We start from the raw sequence: 21,417 nt of genomic DNA on the forward strand, positions 1-21,417 counted from the left end.
GACATGGGCGACCGCCGCACACGCCTCTTCAAGGGTCTCGACCTCGCCGCGCGCATGAATGCAGAAAGCCGGTCACTCGCCGCCGGGCTCGACACGCCACCCGTCTGCCTGGTGCTGGCCGACCGTAGCAATGCCGGCGCACGTGCCTATAGCGACCGGCAGGCGGCCACCGCCGCGCAGGCCGGCATCGACATGCGCATCGCCGACTATGCCGGCACGGTTGCCGAAATCAACGCCCAGTTCGACGCCATCGCCGCCGATGGCGACATCGACGCCGCGCTGATGCTCCTGCCGCTGCCGCATGGCTGCGACCCGGTCGAGGCCGCGCTGCGGCTGGGACCCGAAAAGGATGTCGACGGCCTGCATCCGCACAATAGCGGCCGGCTCGCCGCCGGCCTGCCGGCCCGGCCGCCGGCGACCGCGATGGCGTGCCTTTTGTGCGCGGAAGAGATTTTCGGCACGCTGCGCGGCCTCGACGTGACGATCGTCGGCGCCTCACGCATTGTCGGACGTCCGCTCGCCACCTTGCTGCTCGACGCGGAGGCGACCGTCACGCTGTGCCATGTCGCCACGCGCGATCTCGCCGCCCACACGCGCCAGGCCGATCTGGTGGTGAGCGCCGCCGGCGTGCCGGGGCTGATCGGCGCCGGCCACCTCAAACCGGGCGCGGCCGTTCTCGACGTCGCCGTCACCTCAACGCCACACGGCCTGTGCGGCGACGTCGATCCTGCCGCCGTGGACGGACACGCCGGCGTCGTCTCGCACGTGCCCGACGGGGTCGGCCCGGTCACCACCGCCTGCCTGTTCCGCAACGTGGTGGAGGCCGCGCGCGCACGGCGGCTGCCGCCCGCACAAGGCTCCAAAACGGCTCATCGACACATCGAAGGCTCGCCATGACGACAGACCAGAACGCCGACAGCGCTCTCAAAAACACGGTAAGGCAGGCAGCCCTTGCCCGCCGGGACGCGCTTGCGCCCGACTGGCGCGCCGACATCGCCGCCCGGCTGGGCGACGCCGACGGGCCGGCGATGCCGCTCGCCGCGGACACTGTCGTGGCCGGTTTTCACCCGATCCGCTCCGAGCTCGACATCCGCCCCCTGATGGCGCGACTGGCGGGGCAGGGCGCGCGGATATGCCTGCCGGCGATCGTCGACGCGCATACCATCCTGTTTCGGCGCTGGACGCCGGGCGCTCCGCTGGTCGAGATGGCGCTCGGCACCGTCGGACCCGGCGATGACGCCGAAGCGCTCGATCCCGAATTGATCCTGATGCCGCTGTCGGCCTTCGACCGGCATGGCGGCCGCATCGGCTATGGCGGCGGCTTTTACGACCGGGCGATCGCGGCCTTGCGGGCGCGCGGCCTGTCGCCGCGCCTGATCGGCGTCGCCTTCGACTGCCAGCAAGCCGAACGCGTGCCGACCGAGCCGCACGATGTCGCGCTCGACGAGATCCTGACCGAATCGGGCCTGCGCCGCCTGCCATATTGAGGACGGGCACGCGTGCCCGTCCCCCGAACAAGACGTCCGCGCCGGTTCCATTGCGGCCGGCACGGACGAACGGGCCCGCAGACTTGTGGTCGCGGCGTCTTCAGGATGGGCGGGCAGCCACCGCTTCGATCTCGACCGTGAATTCCTCGCGCGTGAAACCCGAGACGATCATCAGCGTCGAGGCCGGAGCCGGGTTGGAAAACAGCCGGTCGCGGACCGCCATATAGGGTTTCATGTGCTCCCGCCCGGTCACGTAGGCGTTGATGCGGATAACGTCGGAGAGCGCCATGCCGCCTTCGGCCAGGATCGCACTGATATTGGCAAAACACAGCTCGGCCTGCGCCTCCGTGTCGGCCGGCACCTGCCCGTCCGGGCCGATTCCCAGCTGCCCGGAGCAGAAGACCAGCCGGCTGCCCGCCGCCACCTCGACGCCATGGCTGTAGGCGGCAAACGGCGCGCTGATCGACTTAGGCAGGAGGAAGTTGAGCGAAGAGTTTGAATTCATTGGAAAATACCTTTCAGGTTGGAATTCCGCATCTTGGTGTCGCGCCATAGATCGCGAAAAACACCCCGTGAGGCGGCAGACATGGGCGATCAGCTTCCTTGACAGCCCAGTCCGATAATCCTACAAATACGTGGTCGATAAAAGACGAAATGTTCGTTAATCGAACTATCCACATCTTCCTCGCCTGATCCAACCGCCAATCGGCATGTTTGGATGGGGTACCGGGCACAAGCTGGACATTGGCGGCATGGACGAAAAGGTAAAGATCGTTTTTCAATCGGTCGACGGCGATCGCAGGATCGAGGTTGCGGCGCCGGCCGGGACCAGTGTCATGGAAGCGGCCATCATGAACAATGTCGGCGGCATCGAGGCCGAATGCGGCGGCGCGTGCGTGTGCGCGACCTGCCACGTCTATTGCGACCTGGTCGCGCCTGAGAGCCTGCCCGAACAACAGGTCGACGAGGACGACATGCTCGACATGGCGGCCGCCGAACGTCGTCCGACGAGCCGCCTGTCGTGCCAGATCAAGCTCAACCGCGACCTCGAAGGCGCCGTCTTCATCCTCCCGGAGGCGCAGGTTTGAGCAAAACAGCGATTATTGTCGGCGCCTCGCATGGCGGGGTGCAGGCGGCCGCGTCCCTGCGCCAGGGCGGCTGGGACGGCGCGATCCGGCTGTTTTCGGCTGAGGACGCGCTGCCCTATCACCGCCCGCCGCTGTCCAAGGCGTTTCTGGCCGGCGAAAAGACCGAAGATCAGATCCTGCTGCGCGGCGAAGCCTTCTACCGCGACTCCGACATCGATCTGCACCGCGGCGAGCCCGTGCTGGGTCTTGATGCGGCCAAACGCGAGATCGAGACGGCGAAGGGGCGTTACGGCTACGACACGCTGATCCTGGCGACCGGCTCGCGCGCGCGCCGGCTCCTCGTGGACGGGGCGGAGCTCGACGGCATCGTCACACTGCGCTCGCTCGAGGATGCGCGCCGCATCCGCCCCGCGCTCGAACAGGCCGGGTCGCTGGTGATCGTCGGCGGCGGCTTCATCGGTCTCGAAATCGCGTCCACGGCCGCCAAGGCCGGCAAGAAAACCACCGTTATCGAGGCGCAGGACCGGCTTCTGGCCCGCGCCCTGCCGCCCGTCATTTCGGACTTCCTGCGCGACTATCATCGCGACAAGGGCGTCGCCTTCCGCTTCGGCGCCTCGGTCGCCGCCTTCCAGGGCGCCCAGGGCAGGGCGCAGGCGGTCACGCTCGCCGACGGCGAGCGCATCGCCGCGGACCTGATCGTGGTCGGCGTCGGCGGCGAGGCGAATGTCGACCTGGCGCGCCAGGCCGGCCTCACGATCGACGCCGGCGGCCTGCATGTCGACGACAAGGGCCGCACCAGCGATCCCCATATCTACGCCATCGGCGACGTGGCGGCGGCGCACAATCCGCACGCCGGCGCGCGGCTGCGGCTCGAATCTCGTCCAAAACGCGGTCGATCAGGCCAGGCTGGTGGCGGCCGATATCTGCGGCGCGGCGACGCCGACGGCGCCCGTGCCCTGGTTCTGGACCGATCAGTACGACCTCAAGGTCCAGATGGCCGGCCTCAGCCGCGCCGGAACGACACGGCTGATGCGCGGCAATCCCGATGACGGTGCCTTCACGCTGCTGGAGCTCGACGGCGACAGGCTCATCGCCGCGCACTCCGTCAACCGGGCGGCCGACCATATGGCCGCACGCAAGCTGATCGCGGCGGCGACGCCGCTTGCCATCGACGAGGCGCGCGACACCACCATCGCCCTTGCCAAGGCGGTCGCACGCACCGACGCTTAATCGACCGAGACATTCCCAGGAGGAGACTGCGCCATGATGAGTCAGGAACAAAACGATCTCTTGACCCGGGTCGGACGAGGGACCGACGCGGGGGCGGTGCTGCGGCTTTACTGGCAGCCTGCGGCCCTCGCCGACGAGCTGATGACGGCGCGCCCGGTGGTGCCGGTGCGCCTGCTCGGCGAGGACCTCGTGCTGTTCCGCGACCTCGAGGGCAAGCTCGGCCTGATCGACCGCCACTGCCCGCACCGCGGCGCCGACATGCTTTACGGCCGGCTCGAGGATGGCGGCCTGCGCTGCGCCTTCCACGGCTGGAACTTCGACCGTTCGGGCCAGTGCATCGAACAGCCCGGCGAGCCCGAGGGCAGCCAGATGCACAAGAATATCCGCATCCGCTCCTACCCGGTGGTGGAAAAGAACGGCATCGTGTTCGCCTATATGGGTCCCGGCGACCCGCCGCCATTCCCGGCGCTGGACTGTTTCGCCGCGCCCGACACCCATGTCTTCGCCTTCAAGGGGCTTTGGGAGTGCAACTGGCTGCAGGCCATGGAAGTCGGCATCGATCCCGCCCACGCCTCCTTCCTGCACCGGTTCCTGCAGGACGAGGATCCGGCCGATTCCTACGGCAAGCAGTTCCGCGACAAGGCCGGCGAGACCGACATTCCCATGACCCGGCTGCTGCGCGAATATCCGCGCCCCGACATCAAGGTCGAGGAGACCGATTACGGCATGCGGCTGATCTCGCTGCGCCACATGGAGGACGGGCGCACCCATGTGCGGGTGACCAACCAGATCTTCCCCGAGGCGATCTGCATTCCCATGTCGAACGAGATGACGATTACCCAGTGGCACGTGCCGGTCGATGACGAGACCTGCTACTGGTATTCGATGTTCACCAGCTTCGGCCGTCCCGTCGACAAGACCCTGATGCGCGAACAGCGCCTCAAGGAACATCGTCTGCCCGACTATGCGCCGAAGAAGAACCGGGCCAACAATTACGGCTACAATCCCGACGAGCAGCGCGACGTGACCTATACGGGCATGGGGCTCGACATCAACGTGCACGACCAGTGGGCGGTGGAATCGATGGGGCGCATCCAGGACCGGACCGAGGAACATCTCGGCCGCACCGATGTCGGCATCATGAAATACCGGCGCATGCTGCGGGCCGCGATCGACAACGTCAAGAACGGCCAGATCGAGGCATTGCCGATGCGCGGCGACGCGGCAAGCACGCAAGCCATTCGCGGCCCGATCTCGATCGACGCGATCGCCCAGACCGAAGGCTGGGAGGAAAGCTGGATCCGCAGCGACGGCGCCCGGCGCGACGGCTGCTCCTGGAACGCGGCTCTGTGAGCCGATAGCGCTGACGCGGTCACGATCGTCCTGTCGAGGGGGAAACACATGTCGACATCTGATGCCGCCGGTCTGGGCGGCGGGTTCACCGGCCGGCATGGCCTCCTCGACGACGACGCGCTGCGTCGGGCGAACGAGATCCTCGGCGCGCTGGAGGCGCGCGGACTGGAAACCGTGCGCCTGGTCTTTGCCGACCAGCACGGCGTGCTGCGCGGCAAGACCGTGGTGGCCTCGGCGCTGAAATCGGCGTTCCGCGAAGGCATGGCGATCACCTCGACCCTGTTGCTCAAGGACACCTCCCACCGCACCGTGTTTTCGGTGTGGGAGGAAGAGGTCGGCCACGGCGTCGGCGCGCTGACGGGGGCGGGCGACGTGATGCTGGTTCCCGATCCGGCCACCTTCCGCGTCCTGCCCTGGTCGCCGCATTCGGGCTGGATCCTGTGCGACGTCTATTTCAAGGACGGCGCCGCCTTCCCGTTCGGCTCGCGCACCATCTTGCGCAACGCCGTCGACAGGCTCGCCAACGCCGGCATGGCGATGGTGTGCGGGCTGGAGGTCGAGTTCTACGTCTTCAAGATCGATCAGCCGCGGCTCAACCACGCCGACGGCGGCATGCCGGCGACGCCCCCCGAGACCAGCCTGCTCTCGCACGGCTACCAATATCTGACCGAGGCGCGCTACGACGCGCTCGAGACCGTGATGGACGATTTGCGCCGCGCCTGCGTGGCGCTTGGCCTGCCGGTGCGCTCGATGGAGGCCGAGTTCGGTCCCAGCCAGTGCGAATTCACCTTCGAACCCGCCGGTCCGATGGACCATGCCGACGCCATGATGCTGTTCCGTTCGACGGTCAAGCAGGTCTGCGCCCGCCAGGGGCTGCATGCTACCTTCATGTGCCGGCCAAAGGTCGACAATGGCATGGCCAGCGGCTGGCACCTGCACCAGTCCGTGCTCGACACCGGCTCGGGCGACAATCTGTTCATACCCAAGCCCGACGGCAGCCTGTCGCCGGCCGCCGACGGCTGGATCGCCGGCCTGCTCGACCATGCCGCCGAAAGCTGCCTTTTGACGACGCCGACCGTCAACGGTTACAAGCGCTACCAGGCCTATCAGCTCGCGCCGGACCGGATACAGTGGGGCCGCGACAACAAGGGCGCGATGATCCGCGCGCTGATGGCGCCGGGAGACCGGGCGAGCCGGGTGGAAAACCGCATCGCCGAGCCGGCCGCCAATCCCTATTTCTATTTCGCCTCGCAGATCCTCGGCGGGCTCGACGGCATCGAGCGCAAGCTCGTGGCGCCGCCGGCGGTCGAAAAACCCTACGACAACACCGCGACCGCGCTGCCCAAGAGCCTGATCGCCGCGATCGAGGCGTTCGAAAAGGGTAGTTTCTACCGCGATGCCATCGGCGCCGATTTCGTCGACTATCTCGCCCACATCAAGCGGGCCGAGTGGGACCGCTACCTGATGACCGTTTCGGAGTGGGAACAGCGCGAGTATTTTTCGCTGTTCTGACGTTCACTGCCGCAAAGGAACCGCCCGACCATGCCGCATTTCGTCCTCGAACATTCGGCCGACCTTGACCGCGACGATGCGATCGGGGACGCGATCGATCTATGCCACGAGGCCGGCGCGCAATCGGGCGTGATGAACCCGACCGACATCAAGGTCAGGGCGGCTTCCTGTCAGCGCTTCCGCTTCGCCGGCGGGATAAAAGGCTTCATCCATGTCACCGTATCGCTGCTGGAAGGGCGCACGGATGCGCAGAAGGAAGCGCTCGCGGTGCTGGTGCGCGACCGGCTGTCGGCGCGGTTTGGCGATGTCGACAGCATCAGCATCGACGTGCGCGACATGAATCCTGTCGCCTACAAGAAACACCTGCGCCAGCCCGGCTGAGCGGCGACGCCTCAGCGCAGCATCAACAGCCGGCACGGATCGCCGGCGGCGGCGGCCGGTGCGAACGGTTCGCGCACGATCAGCGCCCCGGCGGCGGCCAGCACCCTGAACATCGACGAATCCTGAACCGGGGCCGCGCTGGCTATCAGCCTGTCGCCGTCCTTGCGGATCTCGGCGCGCAAGAAATCCTGGCGAAGATCGTTTTTCGGCAGGGCTGAACCGAGCACGCCGTCGCGGTAGAGATTCTCGACCGTTCGACCGGCGAGGTTCGATATCAGCGGCACCAGGAAAACCAGCGAACAGATCAGGCTCGCCACCGGATTGCCCGGCAGGCCGAGCACGAGCCGGCCGGCGAGCTGGCCGGCCATCAGCGGCTTGCCGGGGCGCATGGCGATCTTCCAGAAATCGATGCTCGCTCCCTGCGCGAGTAGCGATTTCTGCACCAGGTCGTGATCGCCGACCGAAGCGCCGCCAATGGTGACGATGATGTCGGCGCCGGCCTGGAGCGCGCGCTCGAGCGCCCGGGCGATCGCCGTCTCGCGGTCCGGCGCGATACCCAGGTCGAGCACCTCGGCGCCGGCGGAGCGCGCCAGCGCGGCCACGCCATAGAGATTGGAGGCGATGATCTGGCCCGGCCCGACCGTGCTGCCGGGCGGCAGCAATTCGTCGCCGGTGGCCAGGATCGCCACCAGCGGCCGCTTGACCACGGCAAGCCTTGCATGGTTGGCCGACGCGGCCAGCGACAGGGCCGCCGCGTCGAGCACCCGTCCGTCGTCCAGCAAAGGCGCGCCGTCCTCGAAATCCAGCCCCTTGCGACGAATATTCTTGCCCGGCGCGACCGGCTCGAGCGCCTCCACCACGCCGTCGCCAACGGGGCGGGTGTTTTCCTGGATCAGCACGGTGTCGGCGCCCTCGGGCACCACGCCGCCGGTGAAGATGCGCACCGCCTCGCCGGGGCCGAGCACGCCCGCGAACGGTTCGCCGGCCGGCGCCTGGCCGATCACGCGCAGGCGCGCCGGCGGGCTCGCAACGTCGGCGGCGCGCACCGCGTAACCGTCCATGGCCGAGGCGTCGAAAGGCGGCTGGGTGCGCAGCGCGGCAAGCGGCGCGGCCAAGACACGGCCGGCGCAGTCGGCGATCGGCAGCGTCTCGGCCTCGACCCGTCCGGCCCCGGCAAGCAGCCGGGCCAGTGCCTCGTCGACCGGCATCAGGCCCATGGCGTCAGCCTTCGCCGCCGGCGCGCCAGGCACCGGACTTGCCACCGGTTTTTTCAAGCAGGCGAATGCCGGTGATGATCATGCCGCGGTCGATCGCCTTGGCCATGTCGTAGATCGTCAGGCAGGCGACCGACGCCGCCGTCAGCGCCTCCATTTCCACGCCGGTGCGACCGGTGAGTTTGGCCGTGGCACGCACCACAAGCCCGGGCAGCGCGTCGTCCGGTTCGATCTCGACCGTCACCTTGGACAACAGCAGCGCATGACAAAGCGGGATCAGTTCATGCGCGCGCTTGGCCGCCATGATCCCGGCGATCCGCGCCGTGCCGAGCACGTCGCCCTTCTTGGCGTCGCCGGCCCGGATGGTGGCGAGCGTCGCCGCCTGCATGACCACCCGGCCTTCGGCGACCGCCAGCCGCTCGGTCTCGGCCTTGTCGCCGACATCGACCATATGCGCCTCGCCCGAGGCGCCGATATGGGTGAGGGGACCGGACGCGCTCATAGCGCCGCGTCTCCCGTCGCCGGAGCAGGCCCTGCCTTCGGCGCGCCGGTCAACAGCGCCCGCGTCGCCGCCGCCACGTCGTCCTGGCGCATCAGGCTTTCCCCGACCAGGAAGGTGCGGACGCCGCAGGCGGCAAGGCGCACGCAATCGGCATGGGAAAATATGCCGCTCTCGCCGACGAGCACGCGGTCGTCCGGCACCAGTCCCGCCAGGCGCTCGGAGGTCTCGAGACTGACCGAAAAACTTCTCAGGTCGCGATTATTGACGCCGATCAGCGGCGAGGCGAGTTTCAGCGCCCGTTCCGTCTCCGCCTCGTCATGCACCTCAACCAGCACATCCATGCCGTAAGACAGGGCGGTGTCCTCCAGCGCGGCCGCTTCACCGTCGCTGACGCTCGCCATGATGATCAGGATCGCGTCGGCGCCCCAGGCGCGCGCCTCGTGCACCTGGTAGGGCTCGAACAGAAAATCCTTGCGCAGCACCGGCAGGCCGGTCGCCGCGCGCGCTTGCGTGAGAAAGGCCGGCGCGCCCTGGAAGGAGGGCGTGTCGGTCAGCACCGACAGGCAGGCCGCGCCGCCCTTCTCATAGGCGCGCGCCAGCGCCGGCGGGTCGAAATCCGGCCGGATCAGTCCGCGCGACGGGCTTGCCTTCTTGACCTCGGCGATCAGCGCATAATCGCCCTTTGCATGTTTTCGCCTGAGCGCGTCAACGAAGCCGCGCGGCGGTTCGCCGTCGCGGGCCCGTGCGGCGATTTCGGCCTGCGGCAACGCGGCCTTGGCGCGCGCGATTTCTTCGCGCTTATAGGCCTCGATCTTTTTGAGAATATCGACCATCGCCGTCAACCGGCCGTGCGGTTCGACACCGCCACCAGCCGCTCCAGGGTCTGTCGCGCCTTGCCGCTGTCGATCGCCTCGGCCGCGCGCGTCACGCCATCGCCCAGCGTCTCGGCGATACCGGCCACGACCAGCGCGGCGGCGGCGTTGAAAAGCACGATGTCGCGATAGGCGGTCTTTTCGCCGTCAAGCACCAGGCGCAGCGCCATGGCGTTGTGGCCGGCGTCGCCACCCTTTAGCTGCGTGAAATCGACCCGCGCCAGTCCGACGTCCTCGGGCGCGATGGTGAAGGTCGAGATCGCCCCGTCCTTGAGCGCGGCGACCCGGGTCTCGCCGGCCGTGGTGATTTCATCGAGACCGTCGCCATGCACCACCCAGGCAGCCTGCGAGCCGAGCGCCTTGAGCACCTCGGCCACCGGCTCGACCCATTGCGGCGAGAACACGCCGACCATCTGGCGCTTTACCCCGGCCGGGTTGGACAACGGACCCAGAAGATTGAAGATCGTGCGCGTGCCCAGTTCCACCCGCGCCGGGCCGACATGTTTCATGGCGGCATGGTGCTTGGGCGCGAACATGAAGCCGATGCCGGCCTCGCGGATGCAGGCGGCGATCTCCGCCGCCTCGATATCGATGTCGATGCCGAGCGCGGCCAGCGTGTCGGCCGCGCCCGAGCGCGACGACAGCGCACGATTGCCGTGCTTGGCGACCGGCACCCCGGCCGCCGCGACCACCAGTGCCGCACATGTGGAAATATTGTAGGAACCGGAGGCGTCGCCGCCGGTGCCGACAATGTCGATCGCATCGTCCGGCGCCGAAACCGGAAGCATTTTTGCGCGCATCGTGGCGACCGCGCCGGAGATTTCCGGCACGGTTTCCCCCCGCACCCTGATCGCCATCAGGAATCCGCCGATCTGGGCCGGCGTGGCGTCGCCCGACATGACGATCTCGAAAGCCGCGCGCGCCTCCTCGAAGGTCAGGGCCGCTCCGTCGGCGACCTTGGCGATATAGGTCTTGAAATCACTCATCGCCGGCGCTCAAAAACTCAGGGCCTGCTGGATCGCGGCCTGATTGACCGTCACCCCGTATTCGTCGCGCAGCCTGGTGACCAACTGGTCGAGCAGATCGTCGGCAAGCCCGGCGCGAAAATTCTCGCGGCTTTCGGGCGGCACCGATTCGGCGCTGGCGCCGGCCGGTTCGAAGGCTTCCACGACCTTGAAGAGGATTTGCGCATCGCCGGTCGGCGCGGCGACCGTGCCGACCCCGCCCGGCGCCACACCGTAGACGGCGGCAACGCCGGCAGCGCCGAAATCGGCGTCTTCGGCGCCACGGCGCAGCCCGCGCTTGGTCTGCTTTTCCAGCGCAAGCTCGCTGGCGATCTCGTCGAGCGCGGCGCCGTCCGCGACCCGTTTTTCAAGTTCCTTGGCCTTGCTGGAGAGCCGGTCGTCGCGTTCGGCCGCGCGCCAGTCGGCCACGACCTCGTCGCGCACCTCGTCCAGTGAACGCTCGCGGCGCGGGGTCACCGCGTCGACCTCGTAGAACACGAAACCGCTCGAACCGAGCGACAGCGGCGGGTTCTCGACGCCGGCCTCGGTCTCGAAAGCCTCGCGCAGCATGTCGCGCGATTGCGGCAGGTCGTTGATCACCGTTCCGTCCGGCGTCCGGCCCGTGCGGTCGATCGCCTCGACGGTCACCATTTTCAAGCCGGTCTTTTCGGCGGCTTCCGCCATCGTCGCTCCCGAAGCGCGGGCGTCCTCGTAACCGTCGTGAACGTCGAACAAGACGTCACCGGCCTCGGCCAGCGCCAGTTCCATGCGGATCTTGTCGGCGACCTCCTCGAAGGGCTGGACCTTTTCCTCCTCGATCTCGGTCACCCGCAGGATCACCGGGCCGAATGCGCCTTCCACGATGCCGCTGATTTCGTTTTCGGCAAGCCCGAACGCCGCCTCGGCGACCGCCGGATCGGCGACGCGCGATTTCTCCAGCGTCCCGAGCTGCACGTCGAGCATCGATTTGCCTTCCGCGGCCACGGTCTCCTCGAAGGTGGCGCCGCCACGCACACGGTCGAGCGCGATCTGCGCGGCCTCGGTGTTGGCAAACACCACCTGCTCGATGGTGCGTCGTTCCGGCGTGGTGTAGGAGGCGATATTGGTTTCATAGTCCTGGCGCACCTGATCGTCGGCGATCGCGCGCGGATCGGCGATGTCTTCCGGCTCCAGCTTCACATAGCTGAGCTTGCGGTATTCCGGCGCCTCGTAGCGGATCTTGTTGTCCTCGAACCAGGCCGCCAGCACGTCGTCGGCGGGCGCCTCGATCGGCTCGACCAGGGCAGGGGGCAGCACGATCATGTCGACGGTGCGATCCTCGCCCTGATAGAGCGCCACCGCCTTCAAGAACGTGTCGGGCACGCTCATGCCGTCGGAAACCGCCTCGACGATCTGCTGGCGGATGGCGACCTGCTCGCGATTGCGGATATAATCCTCCGGCCGCATGCCGATCTGCTGCAGCACGAATTCGAACTGACGTCTGTCGAACTTGCCGTCGGGACCGCGAAAGGCGGGATCCTCCGCCGTCAGCAGCGCCAGCCGGTCCTGGGAAAGACCGAGCCCCATTTCGCGCGCCTGTTCGTCGAGCACGGCCCCCGCCACGAGTTGGGCCAGCACCTGGGCGTCCACCCCGAGCGCGATTGCCTGCTCGCGCGTGATGCGTGTGCCGAAACGCTGCGACAGCACGGAAAGCTGGCGGTCATAGGCAAGCCGGTAGTCGAGCGCCGACACGGTGGTCTCGCCCGCGGTCACCACCGTCGTGGACGGCCCGCCACCGATCTGGCCGGAAATGCCCCAGACCGCGAAACTCAGAACGAGCAGCAGAAGCAGGAGCTTGGCAATCCAGGTGCCGGCGGCTTTTCGCAGAGAATCGAGCATGTTTTTTCCAGAATCCATCGCACCGCCGCAGCGGCGCCTTCCTGAGGCGAAGCAAATAACGCCCTTCGCCACCAGTGTCGATTGCTTTATGGCGGCAATTTGCTAGGGAAACCGCTCGTTTGGTGATGTCGGAAGGATCAGCGCCCATGACCGATGGTATCCGCCCGCTCGTGGCAGGCAATTGGAAGATGCACGGCACCAGCGCCGCGCTCGGCGAATTGCGGGCGATCGGCAACGGCTTCCTGCACGGGCTGGATGCCGATGTGGAGGCTTTGGTCTGCGTGCCGGCGACATTGCTGTCGCGCGCCCACGATGTCGTCTCGCGCACACCGGTCGCGCTCGGCGGCCAGGATTGCCACGCCAAGGCGAGCGGCGCGCATACCGGCGACATTGCCGCCGAAATGCTCAAGGACGCCGGCGCCTCGCATGTCATCGTCGGCCATTCCGAGCGCCGCACCGATCACGGCGAGACCGATTCGCAGGTGTGCGAAAAGGCCGAAGCCGCCTGGCTTGCCGGCCTGGTCGCGATCGTGTGCATCGGCGAGACCCGGGCCGAGCGCGAGGCCGGCCGGACCCTCGACATTCTGTCGCGGCAGATCGTCAATTCGGTGCCGGAGGGCGCCAAACCGTCGAATACGGTGGTGGCCTACGAGCCCGTGTGGGCAATCGGCACCGGGCTCACGCCGTCTGCCGGCGACGTCGCCGAGGCCCATGCCCATATTCGCCGCCAGCTTGCCGACCATATCGGCGCGGACGCCGCGCGCATGCGCCTTCTTTACGGCGGCTCGGTGAAGCCGGCCAACGCGGCCGAGTTGCTGTCGATCGACAATGTCGACGGCGCGCTGGTCGGCGGGGCGAGCCTCAAGGCCTCCGATTTCCTGGCGATCGCGGAAGCCTATCAGACATTTTGAGCGCCCGGCCGGCGTTCTGCGGGCCCGATCGTTGAACGCCGCGGCGCCAGGGTCCATATGGCTGACAGCGCCATTAGGCCCGAAAGGCTTGGAATGGCCGCAAAAGGCGTGTAAGGAGCCGCGTCTCCGGGGCGACCTGGCTCAAAACCTGCGGAACTGATTCATGGAAACCGTCCTCATCGTCATTCACCTGATGGTCGTGCTCGCACTGGTGGGGCTCGTGCTCATGCAGCGCTCGGAAGGCGGCGGTCTCGGGATCGGCGGCGGCTCCGGCTTCATGACCGCGCGCGGGGCTGCGAATGCGTTGACCAGGGCGACCGGCATCCTGGCGGCCGCCTTTTTCGCCACCTCGCTGACATTGACCGTTCTGGCCCGCTACACCGAACAGCCGATCGACATTCTCGACCGCCTGCCGCCGCAATCGGGCGAGCAGGATGGCGGCGGCGACGGAAGCGGCGGTGTCCTCGACCAGCTTGGCGGCAACGACGTGCCGGCACCGCCGGCCGATGCCGGCCCGGCCCAGCCCGCCGCACCGGCGGTCCCTGACGCCGAATAGGCCGCAAGCGCGCCCCCATCTCCGACATAAGCGAGAGGCGCTCGCCGATCGTGCATGGCGGTTGAAAACCATGTTCGGTGTCCGGCGGTTCGCGGCTTGAGCCCCGGCCTGCCTTGGCGTTATGATCGGCGGGACGGCCGGTTCGGCTTATACGGACCGTGCCTACCAACGCGGATGGCCAATACGGGGTCGAGACATGCTCGCGAAACGTTTTCTAGTGGCAGCGCTTGGCGCGATCCTCGGCTTTGCCGTTGTGAGCAGCGCCGGCGCCGAATCCAATTTCCGTCCGGAACAGTGGAAAAAGCTGGAAACGGCGACGCAACCGGCCAAGGCGCGCGAGCGCGCGTCGGCGGCCGGGCGAAAAAACCTCATCGCCAAGCAGCGCAAGGCCGACAAGGATAGCGCCCGGACGGCCTCGGTCTCGGAGGTGGTCAAGGCGGGCAACAACGGCGAATTGCGCAGTCACGGCAAGGGCAAGGGCAAGCTGTTCGGGTCGCTGTTCGGTGACGACAGCGGTCTGTTGCCGCAAACCCGGGCGCTGGATGCAGTACTGGAAAAGCAGCAGAACGGCCGCAAGTTCACGGTAAAATCGGATTTCGAGCCGCAGACCGTCTCCTATCCCGGCTACAAGCGCGGCACGATCGTGATCGATACGTCGAAACGCTATCTCTACCTGGTCGAATCCGGCAGCACCGCGCGCCGCTATGCGATAGCGGTCGGTCGCGAAGGGCTGGAATTCAAGGGCAAGGCCACCGTCGGCGACAAGCAGGAATGGCCACGGTGGATTCCCACCCAGGACATGCAGAAACGCGAACCCAAGAAATACGGCCAGTACAAGGACGGCATGCCCGGCGGTCCCAACAACCCGCTCGGCGCGCGCGCGATCTATCTCTACCAGGGCAAGAAGGACACGCATGTGCGCATCCACGGCACCAACCAGCCGCAGACGGTGGGCACCAATTCCTCCAATGGCTGTTTCCGCATGATCAACGACCATGTGATGGATCTCTATCGCCGCGTGGGCATCGGGGCGCCGGTCGTCGTTCTTTAAAATCAATGGCTTGATCGCATCCGATCGCAAGGGTCCGCCACGGTGGCCCTTTGCGGTGCCATCCGGCTGAGGAAAATCGGGGCAAGACGCTTTTTCCGCTGGCGGAATCGCAATCTGAACGTTAAGCCCTGAATCCCATGGCGCGATATGTATTCATCACTGGCGGCGTGGTTTCCTCCCTCGGAAAAGGCATCGCCGCGGCGGCTCTCGGAGCCCTTTTGCAGGCACGCGGATACCGCGTGCGCATCCGCAAGCTCGATCCCTATTTGAATGTCGATCCCGGCACGATGTCGCCTTACCAGCACGGCGAGGTGTTCGTGACCGATGACGGGGCGGAGACCGATCTCGATCTCGGCCACTACGAGCGTTTCACCGGACGCTCCGCCAACCAGCAGGACAACATCACCACCGGCCGCATCTACAAAAACATCATCGAGAAGGAGCGGCGCGGCGACTATCTCGGCGCCACCGTGCAGGTGATCCCGCATGTCACCGACGAGATCAAGAATTTCGTGCTGGAGGGCAATGACGACTACGACTTCGTCATCTGCGAGATCGGCGGCACGGTTGGCGACATCGAGGCGATGCCGTTCCTGGAGGCGATCCGCCAGCTCGGCAACGACCTGCCGCGCGGCGGCGCAATCTACATTCATCTGACGCTGATGCCGTGGATTCCGGCCGCCGGCGAACTGAAGACCAAACCGACCCAGCATTCGGTCAAGGAGTTGCGCTCGATCGGTATCGCGCCGGATATCCTGCTGGTACGCGCCGACCGCAAGATCCCGAAGGAAGAGCGCCGCAAGCTGTCGCTGTTTTGCAATGTGCGCGAGACCGCCGTCATCCAGGCGCTCGACGTCAAGCATATTTACGACGTGCCGATGGCCTACCATCAGGAGGGGCTCGACAGCGAGGTTCTGGCCGCGTTCGGCATCGACCCGGCGCCGAAGCCGCGCATGAAACCGTGGCAGGGCGTGTCCGACTTGATCCACAATCCCGAGGGCGAGGTCACGATCGCGATCGTCGGCAAATATACCGGCCTGAAAGATGCCTATAAGTCGCTGACCGAGGCCCTGTCGCATGGCGGCATGGCCAACAAGGTGCGCGTCAAGCTCGACTGGATCGAAAGCGAGGTCTTCGAACGCGAGGATCCCGCACCGTTCCTGGAAAAGGTGCACGGCATCCTGGTGCCCGGCGGCTTCGGCGAACGCGGCGCGGAAGGCAAGATCCTGGCGGCGAAATTCGCCCGCGAGCGCAAGGTGCCCTATTTCGGCATCTGTTTCGGCATGCAGATGGCCTGCATCGAGGCCGCGCGCTCGCTCGCCGGCATCGACGAGGCGTCATCGAGCGAATTCGGTCCGACCAGCGAACCGGTGGTCGGACTGATGACCGAATGGTTGAAGGGCAATTTGCTGGAAAAGCGCCAGTCGGCCGGCGATCTCGGCGGCACGATGCGGCTCGGCGCCTATAAGGCCACGCTTTCTGCCGGGACGCGGATCGCCGGGATCTACGGCGACACCGAGATTTCCGAGCGCCACCGCCATCGCTACGAGGTCAATATCGACTATCGCGAGCGGCTGGAGGCGTGCGGGCTGGTGTTTTCGGGCATGTCGCCGGACGGCGTCTTGCCGGAAACGGTCGAATATCCCGACCATCCCTGGTTCATCGGCGTGCAGTACCATCCCGAGCTCAAATCGCGTCCGCTGGACCCGCATCCGCTATTTGCCTCCTTCATCGGCGCCGCGGTGGAGCAGAGCCGGCTGGTGTAAAAGACCGGTCCAGATCCGGAGCCTTTCGACCTCGTCCGGTTTGCTCCGGTGCGGCATTCGCGGCACAATGCTGCGGGGTGGGAAAACCCGGCGCGGGGGAGCGAAGCGGTGAGCGACAGCTATCGGGAAGTGACACGGACCTCATGGTTCGGACGGATCGGCAACTCGATCGGCGGTATCTTCGTCGGCCTGCTTTTGATCCTCGCCATCATCGTCGGCCTGTTCTGGAACGAGGGCAGGGCGGTCCAGACCGCGCGCTCGCTGGCCGAGGGCGCCGGCATCGTGGTGTCGACCGACGCGACCGCGGTCTTGCCCGCCAATGAAGGCCGGCTGGTTCACGTTACCGGCCGCGTGACGACCGAGGAAGAACCGGCCGACCTCGCCTTCGGCATCAGCGGCACCGGCATCCGCCTCGAACGCAGCGTCGAGATGTATCAGTGGCGGCAAAAGGCCAGTTCGGAGACGAAAAAGAAACTCGGCGGCGGCGAGGAGACCGTCACCACCTACACGTACGAGCGCGGCTGGTCGGCGCAAGCCATCGAATCGGGCGGCTTCAAGAAGCCCGAGGGCCACCAGAACCCCGCAATGCGCTATCGCAGCGAGGATTTCCAGATTGCCGCCGCCAGGCTCGGCGCCTTCGATCTCGACGGGAAGGTGCTCGGCCGCATCGGCGGCGGCCAGGACGTGCCGATCACCCCGGGCCTGCTGCCCTCGATCACGCGCGCCTTCACCGGCAGCGAGCCGCTGTCGATCGCCGACGGCCGCATCTATCTGGGCAACGATCCCGCGGCGCCGCAGGTCGGCGATTACCGTATCGGCTACCGGCTGGTGCCGCTCGGCGCGGTCAGCCTGGTGGCGCGCCAGACCGGATCGGGCTTTGCGCCCTACCAGACCCAGGCCGGCGACCGGCTGTTGATGGTGGAAACCGGCACGGTGCCGGCCGAAAAAATGTTCGCCGACGCCGTCACCGGCAACACGGTCCTGACCTGGGCGCTGCGGATCGGCGGGCTGGTCCTGCTGATGGTCGGCTTCTCCCTGATCATGCGCCCGCTCGGAGTGATCGCGGACGTGATCCCCTTTGTCGGCAATCTGGTGCGCGTGGGCACCTCGGCGGTGGCGTTCGTGCTCGCAATCCTGGTCGGGTTCACGACGATCGCGATCGCCTGGTTCTGGTACCGGCCGTTGCTTTCGATTGGGTTGATCGTTGTCGCCCTGGCCGTTGCCTGGGCGATCGGGCGCATTGGCAAGAAAAAAGCCGCCGCCGAGCAGGCCCCGGCGTGACCTTTTTCGATCACGGGCGCGCGATGGCGATGCGGCCCTGGCCGCGCCGTGAGCGCGCTTTTGGCAGATAGGCCTCGATCAGCTCGGCCATGTGGGCGTTGCGCGCGCGCGCGGTCTTTTCGCCCATCACCACGGCGACGACGCGCCGGCCGTCGCGATTGACCGAAGTTGCCAGATTGAAGCCCGAGGCGCGCGTATAGCCGGTCTTGATGCCGTCGGCGCCGCGCACCGTCTCCAGAACCTTGTTGTGGCCGCGTATGGTCTTGCCGCGATAGGCGAAGCTGGTCAGTGAGAAATAGGGATAGTAGGTCGGGAACCGCCGCCTGAGCGCCATGCCGAGCTTGGCCATGTCGCGCGCGGTGCTGCGCTGGCGCGCATCCGGCAGTCCCGACGCGTTGCGAAAGACGGTCGAGCTCATGCCGAGCTGGCGTGCCTTGGCCGTCATCATCGCGGCGAAACGCTCCTCGGTTCCGCCCAGGAACTCCGCAACGGCGGTGGCAACGTCATTGGCCGACTTGGTCGCCAAGGCCCGTATCGCGGTGTCGACCGGCAGGGGCTGCCCGGCCTTGAGGCCGAGCTTGGAGGGGGGCCGGCTGGCGGCATAGGCCGAAACCGGGATCGACGTCTCGCGGCTGGCGCGGCCCTGTTCCATCGCCTCGAACAACATATAGAGCGTCATCATCTTGGTCAGCGAGGCTGGGTAGCGCGCGGAATCGGCGTTGCGCGCGAAAAGCACGCGCCCGTCATGGGCGTCGACCACGATCGCGGCATATTTCGGCGACGAGGATGAGGCCGAGGTCGGCACGGCCGAGCGCAGGGTTTCCGACGTCGAGCAAGCAGCCACCAGCAGCACGATACCCAGGCACAAAAACGCCCTTGCCGCGGAAGCGAACGCCGTCCCGGCACCTTGCTCGCGGCGCGGCGCCCCTTTCGTCAGCGCGCTGCGATACTCAGCCCACGAAAACTCCATGCCCGCGCCCGTTCCTGTTCCCGATCCCCGCGGACCATGCCACGCCTAGCTTTCCCAAGGCTATTCACATCAGATGCGATTGCAACCGCGACGCCGGAAAATCTGGCGCCCGACCATGCACGCACGGAACAAATGCATCCCCTGGCGGGGCGTCTTGCAAACAAGGCCGTCCGACGAGGCACAGGGCATCCGGCCCGGCTTGCGCCGCGCGCCCGGTTGGGGCAGATGGTCGCTATGGCCACTCGTTCCTATCCGCTCGCGCTCGATCACCTGGTTCTGCCGACCGCAGACCTGGCGAGCGCCAGCGCCCGCCTTTCCGCCCTGGGTTTCACCGTCGCGCCGCAAGGCAGCCATCCGTTCGGCACGGTCAACCGTTGCGTCTATTTCGCCGACGGCTGTTTTCTGGAACCGCTCGCCGTCGGCGATCAGGACCGGTGTGACGCTGCGATCGCCGAGGGCAATGTCTTCGTGGCCCGCGATAACGCGTTTCGGGGCCAACGTGGCCAGGAGGGCTTTTCCGCGATCGTGTTTGCCACGTCCGATGCCGAGGCCGACCACGCCCGTTACGTCTCCGGCGGCATGTCGCCGGGAAAACCGCTATCTTTCGCACGGCCTTTCGTCGATGCGAACGGTCGGACCGGAGAGGCGAGCTTCAAGCTCGCCTTTGCCACCGTCGCCGGCTTCGACGCACCGTTCTTCTTCGCCTGTCAGCGCATCGGCGTTCCGGCCGTCGACCGCGCCGCGCTGGAAGCCCACGAAAACGGCGCACGCCGCCTGGCTGGGGCGATCGTGATCGCCGAGGAGCCGGCCGCGACCCGCGACGCGATCGCCAGGATCGCCGGGGCAGATGACAAGACCGCGACGGCACGGGATGCCGAGTTGGCCATGCTTGCGCTGCCGAACGCCACAATCGAGGTGATGCGGCCGGACGCGTATCGCCATCGGTTCGGCACCAGTCCCGATTGCGGGCGCTCCGGTTTCGCGCTGATACGCGTCGAGGTTGACGATATCGACGTTGCCCGCGCGCTTCTGACAAGCCGCACCATCGTCAACCGCATTGTCGGCTCGGGTCTGTTCGTGCCGCGCACGGCCGGACAGGGCGCAGACATTCTTTTCGAAGCCGGGCCGCGCGAGACCGGCCCCACCCACGCCGGAGCAGCATCATGACGCCCAACTCACGCATCAGGCTCGAAAGCGGCGCCGTCTTCGCCAATGACGCCCCGCTGGCGCTGATCGCCGGTCCCTGTCAACTCGAAAGCCGCCAACACGCCTTCGACATGGCCGGCGCGCTCAAGGAACTGACAGCCGGCCTCGGCCTCGGCTTCGTCTACAAGACCAGCTTCGACAAGGCCAACCGCACCGCGCTCACCAGCACGCGCGGGGCCGGCCTCGACGCCGCCCTGCCGATCTTTGCCGACCTGCGCAAGGAACTCGGCATCGCACTGCTGACCGACGTCCACACCGCCGAGCAATGCGCCCCGGTCGCCGCGGTCGTCGACGTGCTGCAGATCCCGGCCTTCCTGTGCCGCCAGACCGACCTGCTGGTCGCGGCGGCGCAGACCGGCAAGATCGTCAACGTCAAGAAGGGCCAGTTTCTCGCCCCCTGGGACATGAAGAACGTCGTCTCCAAAATCACGGGCTCGGGCAATCCCAACGTGCTTTTGACCGAGCGCGGCGCGTCCTTCGGCTACAACACGCTGGTTTCCGACATGCGCGCCCTACCGATCATGGCCGAAACCGGCGCACCGGTGATTTTTGACGCCACCCATTCGGTCCAGCAACCGGGCGGGCAGGGCGCCACGTCCGGCGGCGAACGGCGCTTCGTGGCAACGCTGGCCCGCGCGGCCGTCGCGGTCGGTGTCGCCGGCGTCTTCATCGAGACGCATCAGGATCCCGACAACTCGACCTCGTCGGACGGGCCGAATATGGTGCCGCTGAAGGATATGCCGGCGCTGATCGAGCAGCTTATGGCCTTCGACCGTATCGCCAAGGGCTGAGCGTCCCGCGCGCCAGGCTTCGAAAACGCGGCCCCGCCGCAAAAGCTCTAAGTTTTTGTCCAAACACCGGATTTCGGCGAAACGCGGTTCCCTCCACCCGGTCCGATGCTCTAGGCTCGTTCCGGTTCATTCAAGGAGGCAATCATGTCAGTCGCTCGCGTCACCGAAATCACCGCATCGTCCGAAAAAAGCTTCGAAGACGCCGTCGAAAAGGGCATCGCGCGCGCGGTCAAGACGCTGAAACACGTTACCGGCGCCTGGATCCAGGAACAGAAGGTTACCGTCGAGGACGGCAAGATCGCCGCCTACCGGGTCAACATGAAGGTGACGTTCATCCTCAAGGACTGAGGCCCGGACGCGGCGC

The 21,417-nt window shown here is 66.8% G+C and carries 23 protein-coding genes; 16 read left to right on the forward strand and 7 right to left on the reverse strand.

The window, feature by feature from the left end; translation table 11 throughout:
• Window positions 1-3 precede the first annotated feature (3 nt).
• On the forward strand, window positions 4-897 hold the full coding sequence (locus ACT2B0_RS08890; RefSeq protein WP_473463718.1) for a bifunctional 5,10-methylenetetrahydrofolate dehydrogenase/5,10-methenyltetrahydrofolate cyclohydrolase: 894 nt from the start codon (window positions 4-6) through the stop codon (window positions 895-897).
• On the forward strand, window positions 894-1,487 hold the full coding sequence (locus ACT2B0_RS08895) for a 5-formyltetrahydrofolate cyclo-ligase (RefSeq protein ID WP_473463721.1): 594 nt from the start codon (window positions 894-896) through the stop codon (window positions 1,485-1,487). Before ACT2B0_RS08890 ends, ACT2B0_RS08895 begins: the two co-directional genes overlap by 4 nt.
• Window positions 1,488-1,587: 100 nt before the next feature.
• Here the strand turns inward: ACT2B0_RS08895 and ACT2B0_RS08900 are convergent, their stop codons facing one another.
• Window positions 1,588-1,992: a RidA family protein gene (locus ACT2B0_RS08900; protein ID WP_473463723.1), complete on the reverse strand. Its 405-nt coding sequence runs from the start codon at window positions 1,990-1,992 to the stop codon at window positions 1,588-1,590.
• Between the two features lie 247 nt (window positions 1,993-2,239).
• On the opposite strand from ACT2B0_RS08900, the gene ACT2B0_RS08905 reads away from it, so the two are divergent.
• The 6 genes from ACT2B0_RS08905 to ACT2B0_RS08930 are packed head-to-tail and all read left to right on the forward strand — an operon-like array spanning window position 2,240 to window position 7,051.
• Complete coding sequence (locus ACT2B0_RS08905; RefSeq protein WP_473463726.1) at window positions 2,240-2,575, forward strand: 2Fe-2S iron-sulfur cluster-binding protein; 336 nt, start codon at window positions 2,240-2,242, stop codon at window positions 2,573-2,575.
• The gene (locus tag ACT2B0_RS08910) at window positions 2,572-3,624 is read left to right on the forward strand and encodes an NAD(P)/FAD-dependent oxidoreductase (RefSeq protein ID WP_481658471.1); all 1,053 of its coding nucleotides are present in this window, start codon (window positions 2,572-2,574) and stop codon (window positions 3,622-3,624) included. The genes ACT2B0_RS08905 and ACT2B0_RS08910 overlap by 4 nt, the downstream gene beginning before the upstream one ends.
• The gene (locus tag ACT2B0_RS08915) at window positions 3,569-3,805 is read left to right on the forward strand and encodes an oxidoreductase C-terminal domain-containing protein (protein ID WP_481658472.1); all 237 of its coding nucleotides are present in this window, start codon (window positions 3,569-3,571) and stop codon (window positions 3,803-3,805) included. The genes ACT2B0_RS08910 and ACT2B0_RS08915 overlap by 56 nt, the downstream gene beginning before the upstream one ends.
• Before the next feature lie 33 nt (window positions 3,806-3,838).
• Window positions 3,839-5,158, forward strand: coding sequence for a Rieske 2Fe-2S domain-containing protein (locus ACT2B0_RS08920; RefSeq protein ID WP_473463733.1), 1,320 nt, complete (start codon window positions 3,839-3,841; stop codon window positions 5,156-5,158).
• Between the two features lie 48 nt (window positions 5,159-5,206).
• A complete protein-coding gene (locus ACT2B0_RS08925) occupies window positions 5,207-6,670 on the forward strand; it encodes a glutamine synthetase family protein (protein WP_473463735.1) in 1,464 nt (487 codons plus the stop codon).
• Between the two features lie 30 nt (window positions 6,671-6,700).
• Complete coding sequence (locus tag ACT2B0_RS08930; protein ID WP_473463738.1) at window positions 6,701-7,051, forward strand: 5-carboxymethyl-2-hydroxymuconate Delta-isomerase; 351 nt, start codon at window positions 6,701-6,703, stop codon at window positions 7,049-7,051.
• A gap of 11 nt (window positions 7,052-7,062) precedes the next feature.
• Here the strand turns inward: ACT2B0_RS08930 and ACT2B0_RS08935 are convergent, their stop codons facing one another.
• The 5 genes from ACT2B0_RS08935 to ACT2B0_RS08955 are packed head-to-tail and all read right to left on the reverse strand — an operon-like array spanning window position 7,063 to window position 12,521.
• Window positions 7,063-8,268, reverse strand: coding sequence for a molybdopterin molybdotransferase MoeA (locus tag ACT2B0_RS08935; RefSeq protein ID WP_473463740.1), 1,206 nt, complete (start codon window positions 8,266-8,268; stop codon window positions 7,063-7,065).
• 4 nt (window positions 8,269-8,272) lie between these two features.
• Window positions 8,273-8,767 (reverse strand): cyclic pyranopterin monophosphate synthase MoaC, encoded by a 495-nt coding sequence (gene moaC, locus ACT2B0_RS08940; RefSeq protein ID WP_473463743.1) that lies wholly within the window; start codon window positions 8,765-8,767, stop codon window positions 8,273-8,275.
• Window positions 8,764-9,600 carry an indole-3-glycerol phosphate synthase TrpC gene (gene trpC / locus ACT2B0_RS08945; RefSeq protein WP_473463745.1) on the reverse strand — a complete coding sequence of 279 codons (837 nt, stop codon included), beginning with the start codon at window positions 9,598-9,600 and terminating at the stop codon, window positions 8,764-8,766. The genes moaC and trpC overlap by 4 nt, the downstream gene beginning before the upstream one ends.
• A gap of 5 nt (window positions 9,601-9,605) precedes the next feature.
• A complete protein-coding gene (gene trpD, locus ACT2B0_RS08950; protein ID WP_473463748.1) occupies window positions 9,606-10,625 on the reverse strand; it encodes an anthranilate phosphoribosyltransferase in 1,020 nt (339 codons plus the stop codon).
• Window positions 10,626-10,634: 9 nt separating this feature from the next.
• On the reverse strand, window positions 10,635-12,521 hold the full coding sequence (locus ACT2B0_RS08955; RefSeq protein WP_473463750.1) for a SurA N-terminal domain-containing protein: 1,887 nt from the start codon (window positions 12,519-12,521) through the stop codon (window positions 10,635-10,637).
• 146 nt (window positions 12,522-12,667) lie between these two features.
• On the opposite strand from ACT2B0_RS08955, the gene tpiA reads away from it, so the two are divergent.
• The 5 genes from tpiA (at window position 12,668) to ACT2B0_RS08980 (ending at window position 18,086) form a co-directional block, all read left to right on the forward strand.
• Window positions 12,668-13,432: a triose-phosphate isomerase gene (gene tpiA, locus ACT2B0_RS08960; RefSeq protein ID WP_473463753.1), complete on the forward strand. Its 765-nt coding sequence runs from the start codon at window positions 12,668-12,670 to the stop codon at window positions 13,430-13,432.
• Window positions 13,433-13,595: 163 nt separating this feature from the next.
• Window positions 13,596-13,988 (forward strand): preprotein translocase subunit SecG, encoded by a 393-nt coding sequence (gene secG / locus ACT2B0_RS08965; protein WP_473463755.1) that lies wholly within the window; start codon window positions 13,596-13,598, stop codon window positions 13,986-13,988.
• Between the two features lie 196 nt (window positions 13,989-14,184).
• Entirely contained in the window at window positions 14,185-15,039 is an 855-nt protein-coding gene (locus tag ACT2B0_RS08970; protein WP_473463759.1) for a L,D-transpeptidase, read from the forward strand.
• A gap of 137 nt (window positions 15,040-15,176) precedes the next feature.
• A complete protein-coding gene (locus tag ACT2B0_RS08975) occupies window positions 15,177-16,805 on the forward strand; it encodes a CTP synthase (RefSeq protein WP_473463761.1) in 1,629 nt (542 codons plus the stop codon).
• 108 nt (window positions 16,806-16,913) lie between these two features.
• Complete coding sequence (locus ACT2B0_RS08980) at window positions 16,914-18,086, forward strand: TMEM43 family protein (protein WP_473463764.1); 1,173 nt, start codon at window positions 16,914-16,916, stop codon at window positions 18,084-18,086.
• A gap of 10 nt (window positions 18,087-18,096) precedes the next feature.
• On the opposite strand, the gene ACT2B0_RS08985 is transcribed toward ACT2B0_RS08980, so the two are convergent.
• Window positions 18,097-19,056, reverse strand: a complete 960-nt coding sequence (locus tag ACT2B0_RS08985; RefSeq protein WP_473463766.1) for a D-alanyl-D-alanine carboxypeptidase family protein — start codon at window positions 19,054-19,056, stop codon at window positions 18,097-18,099.
• A 234-nt stretch (window positions 19,057-19,290) separates the two neighbouring features.
• Between ACT2B0_RS08985 and ACT2B0_RS08990 the strand changes: the two genes are divergently transcribed.
• The 3 genes from ACT2B0_RS08990 (at window position 19,291) to ACT2B0_RS09000 (ending at window position 21,401) form a co-directional block, all read left to right on the forward strand.
• Window positions 19,291-20,223, forward strand: coding sequence for a VOC family protein (locus ACT2B0_RS08990; protein WP_473463768.1), 933 nt, complete (start codon window positions 19,291-19,293; stop codon window positions 20,221-20,223).
• Window positions 20,220-21,053: a 3-deoxy-8-phosphooctulonate synthase gene (gene kdsA / locus ACT2B0_RS08995; RefSeq protein ID WP_473463770.1), complete on the forward strand. Its 834-nt coding sequence runs from the start codon at window positions 20,220-20,222 to the stop codon at window positions 21,051-21,053. The genes ACT2B0_RS08990 and kdsA overlap by 4 nt, the downstream gene beginning before the upstream one ends.
• A gap of 144 nt (window positions 21,054-21,197) precedes the next feature.
• Window positions 21,198-21,401, forward strand: coding sequence for a dodecin family protein (locus tag ACT2B0_RS09000; RefSeq protein WP_473463773.1), 204 nt, complete (start codon window positions 21,198-21,200; stop codon window positions 21,399-21,401).
• The last annotated feature ends 16 nt before the right edge of the window (window positions 21,402-21,417 follow it).

This window comes from Nitratireductor sp. J20-h4 (assembly GCF_056780505.1).

What these genes read in the sequence shown, in the direction of transcription:
- ACT2B0_RS08890 (WP_473463718.1), top strand. Translation starts at nt 4, where the DNA reads ATGGGCGACCGCCGCACACGCCTCTTCAAGGGTCTCGACCTCGCCGCG.
- ACT2B0_RS08895 (WP_473463721.1), top strand. Translation starts at nt 894, where the DNA reads ATGACGACAGACCAGAACGCCGACAGCGCTCTCAAAAACACGGTAAGG.
- ACT2B0_RS08900 (WP_473463723.1), bottom strand. Translation starts at nt 1,992, where the DNA reads ATGAATTCAAACTCTTCGCTCAACTTCCTCCTGCCTAAGTCGATCAGC.
- ACT2B0_RS08905 (WP_473463726.1), top strand. Translation starts at nt 2,240, where the DNA reads ATGGACGAAAAGGTAAAGATCGTTTTTCAATCGGTCGACGGCGATCGC.
- ACT2B0_RS08915 (WP_481658472.1), top strand. Translation starts at nt 3,569, where the DNA reads ATGGCCGGCCTCAGCCGCGCCGGAACGACACGGCTGATGCGCGGCAAT.
- ACT2B0_RS08920 (WP_473463733.1), top strand. Translation starts at nt 3,839, where the DNA reads ATGATGAGTCAGGAACAAAACGATCTCTTGACCCGGGTCGGACGAGGG.
- ACT2B0_RS08925 (WP_473463735.1), top strand. Translation starts at nt 5,207, where the DNA reads ATGTCGACATCTGATGCCGCCGGTCTGGGCGGCGGGTTCACCGGCCGG.
- ACT2B0_RS08930 (WP_473463738.1), top strand. Translation starts at nt 6,701, where the DNA reads ATGCCGCATTTCGTCCTCGAACATTCGGCCGACCTTGACCGCGACGAT.
- ACT2B0_RS08935 (WP_473463740.1), bottom strand. Translation starts at nt 8,268, where the DNA reads ATGGGCCTGATGCCGGTCGACGAGGCACTGGCCCGGCTGCTTGCCGGG.
- moaC (WP_473463743.1), bottom strand. Translation starts at nt 8,767, where the DNA reads ATGAGCGCGTCCGGTCCCCTCACCCATATCGGCGCCTCGGGCGAGGCG.
- trpC (WP_473463745.1), bottom strand. Translation starts at nt 9,600, where the DNA reads ATGGTCGATATTCTCAAAAAGATCGAGGCCTATAAGCGCGAAGAAATC.
- trpD (WP_473463748.1), bottom strand. Translation starts at nt 10,625, where the DNA reads ATGAGTGATTTCAAGACCTATATCGCCAAGGTCGCCGACGGAGCGGCC.
- ACT2B0_RS08955 (WP_473463750.1), bottom strand. Translation starts at nt 12,521, where the DNA reads ATGCTCGATTCTCTGCGAAAAGCCGCCGGCACCTGGATTGCCAAGCTC.
- tpiA (WP_473463753.1), top strand. Translation starts at nt 12,668, where the DNA reads ATGACCGATGGTATCCGCCCGCTCGTGGCAGGCAATTGGAAGATGCAC.
- secG (WP_473463755.1), top strand. Translation starts at nt 13,596, where the DNA reads ATGGAAACCGTCCTCATCGTCATTCACCTGATGGTCGTGCTCGCACTG.
- ACT2B0_RS08970 (WP_473463759.1), top strand. Translation starts at nt 14,185, where the DNA reads ATGCTCGCGAAACGTTTTCTAGTGGCAGCGCTTGGCGCGATCCTCGGC.
- ACT2B0_RS08975 (WP_473463761.1), top strand. Translation starts at nt 15,177, where the DNA reads ATGGCGCGATATGTATTCATCACTGGCGGCGTGGTTTCCTCCCTCGGA.
- ACT2B0_RS08985 (WP_473463766.1), bottom strand. Translation starts at nt 19,056, where the DNA reads ATGGAGTTTTCGTGGGCTGAGTATCGCAGCGCGCTGACGAAAGGGGCG.
- ACT2B0_RS08990 (WP_473463768.1), top strand. Translation starts at nt 19,291, where the DNA reads ATGGCCACTCGTTCCTATCCGCTCGCGCTCGATCACCTGGTTCTGCCG.
- kdsA (WP_473463770.1), top strand. Translation starts at nt 20,220, where the DNA reads ATGACGCCCAACTCACGCATCAGGCTCGAAAGCGGCGCCGTCTTCGCC.
- ACT2B0_RS09000 (WP_473463773.1), top strand. Translation starts at nt 21,198, where the DNA reads ATGTCAGTCGCTCGCGTCACCGAAATCACCGCATCGTCCGAAAAAAGC.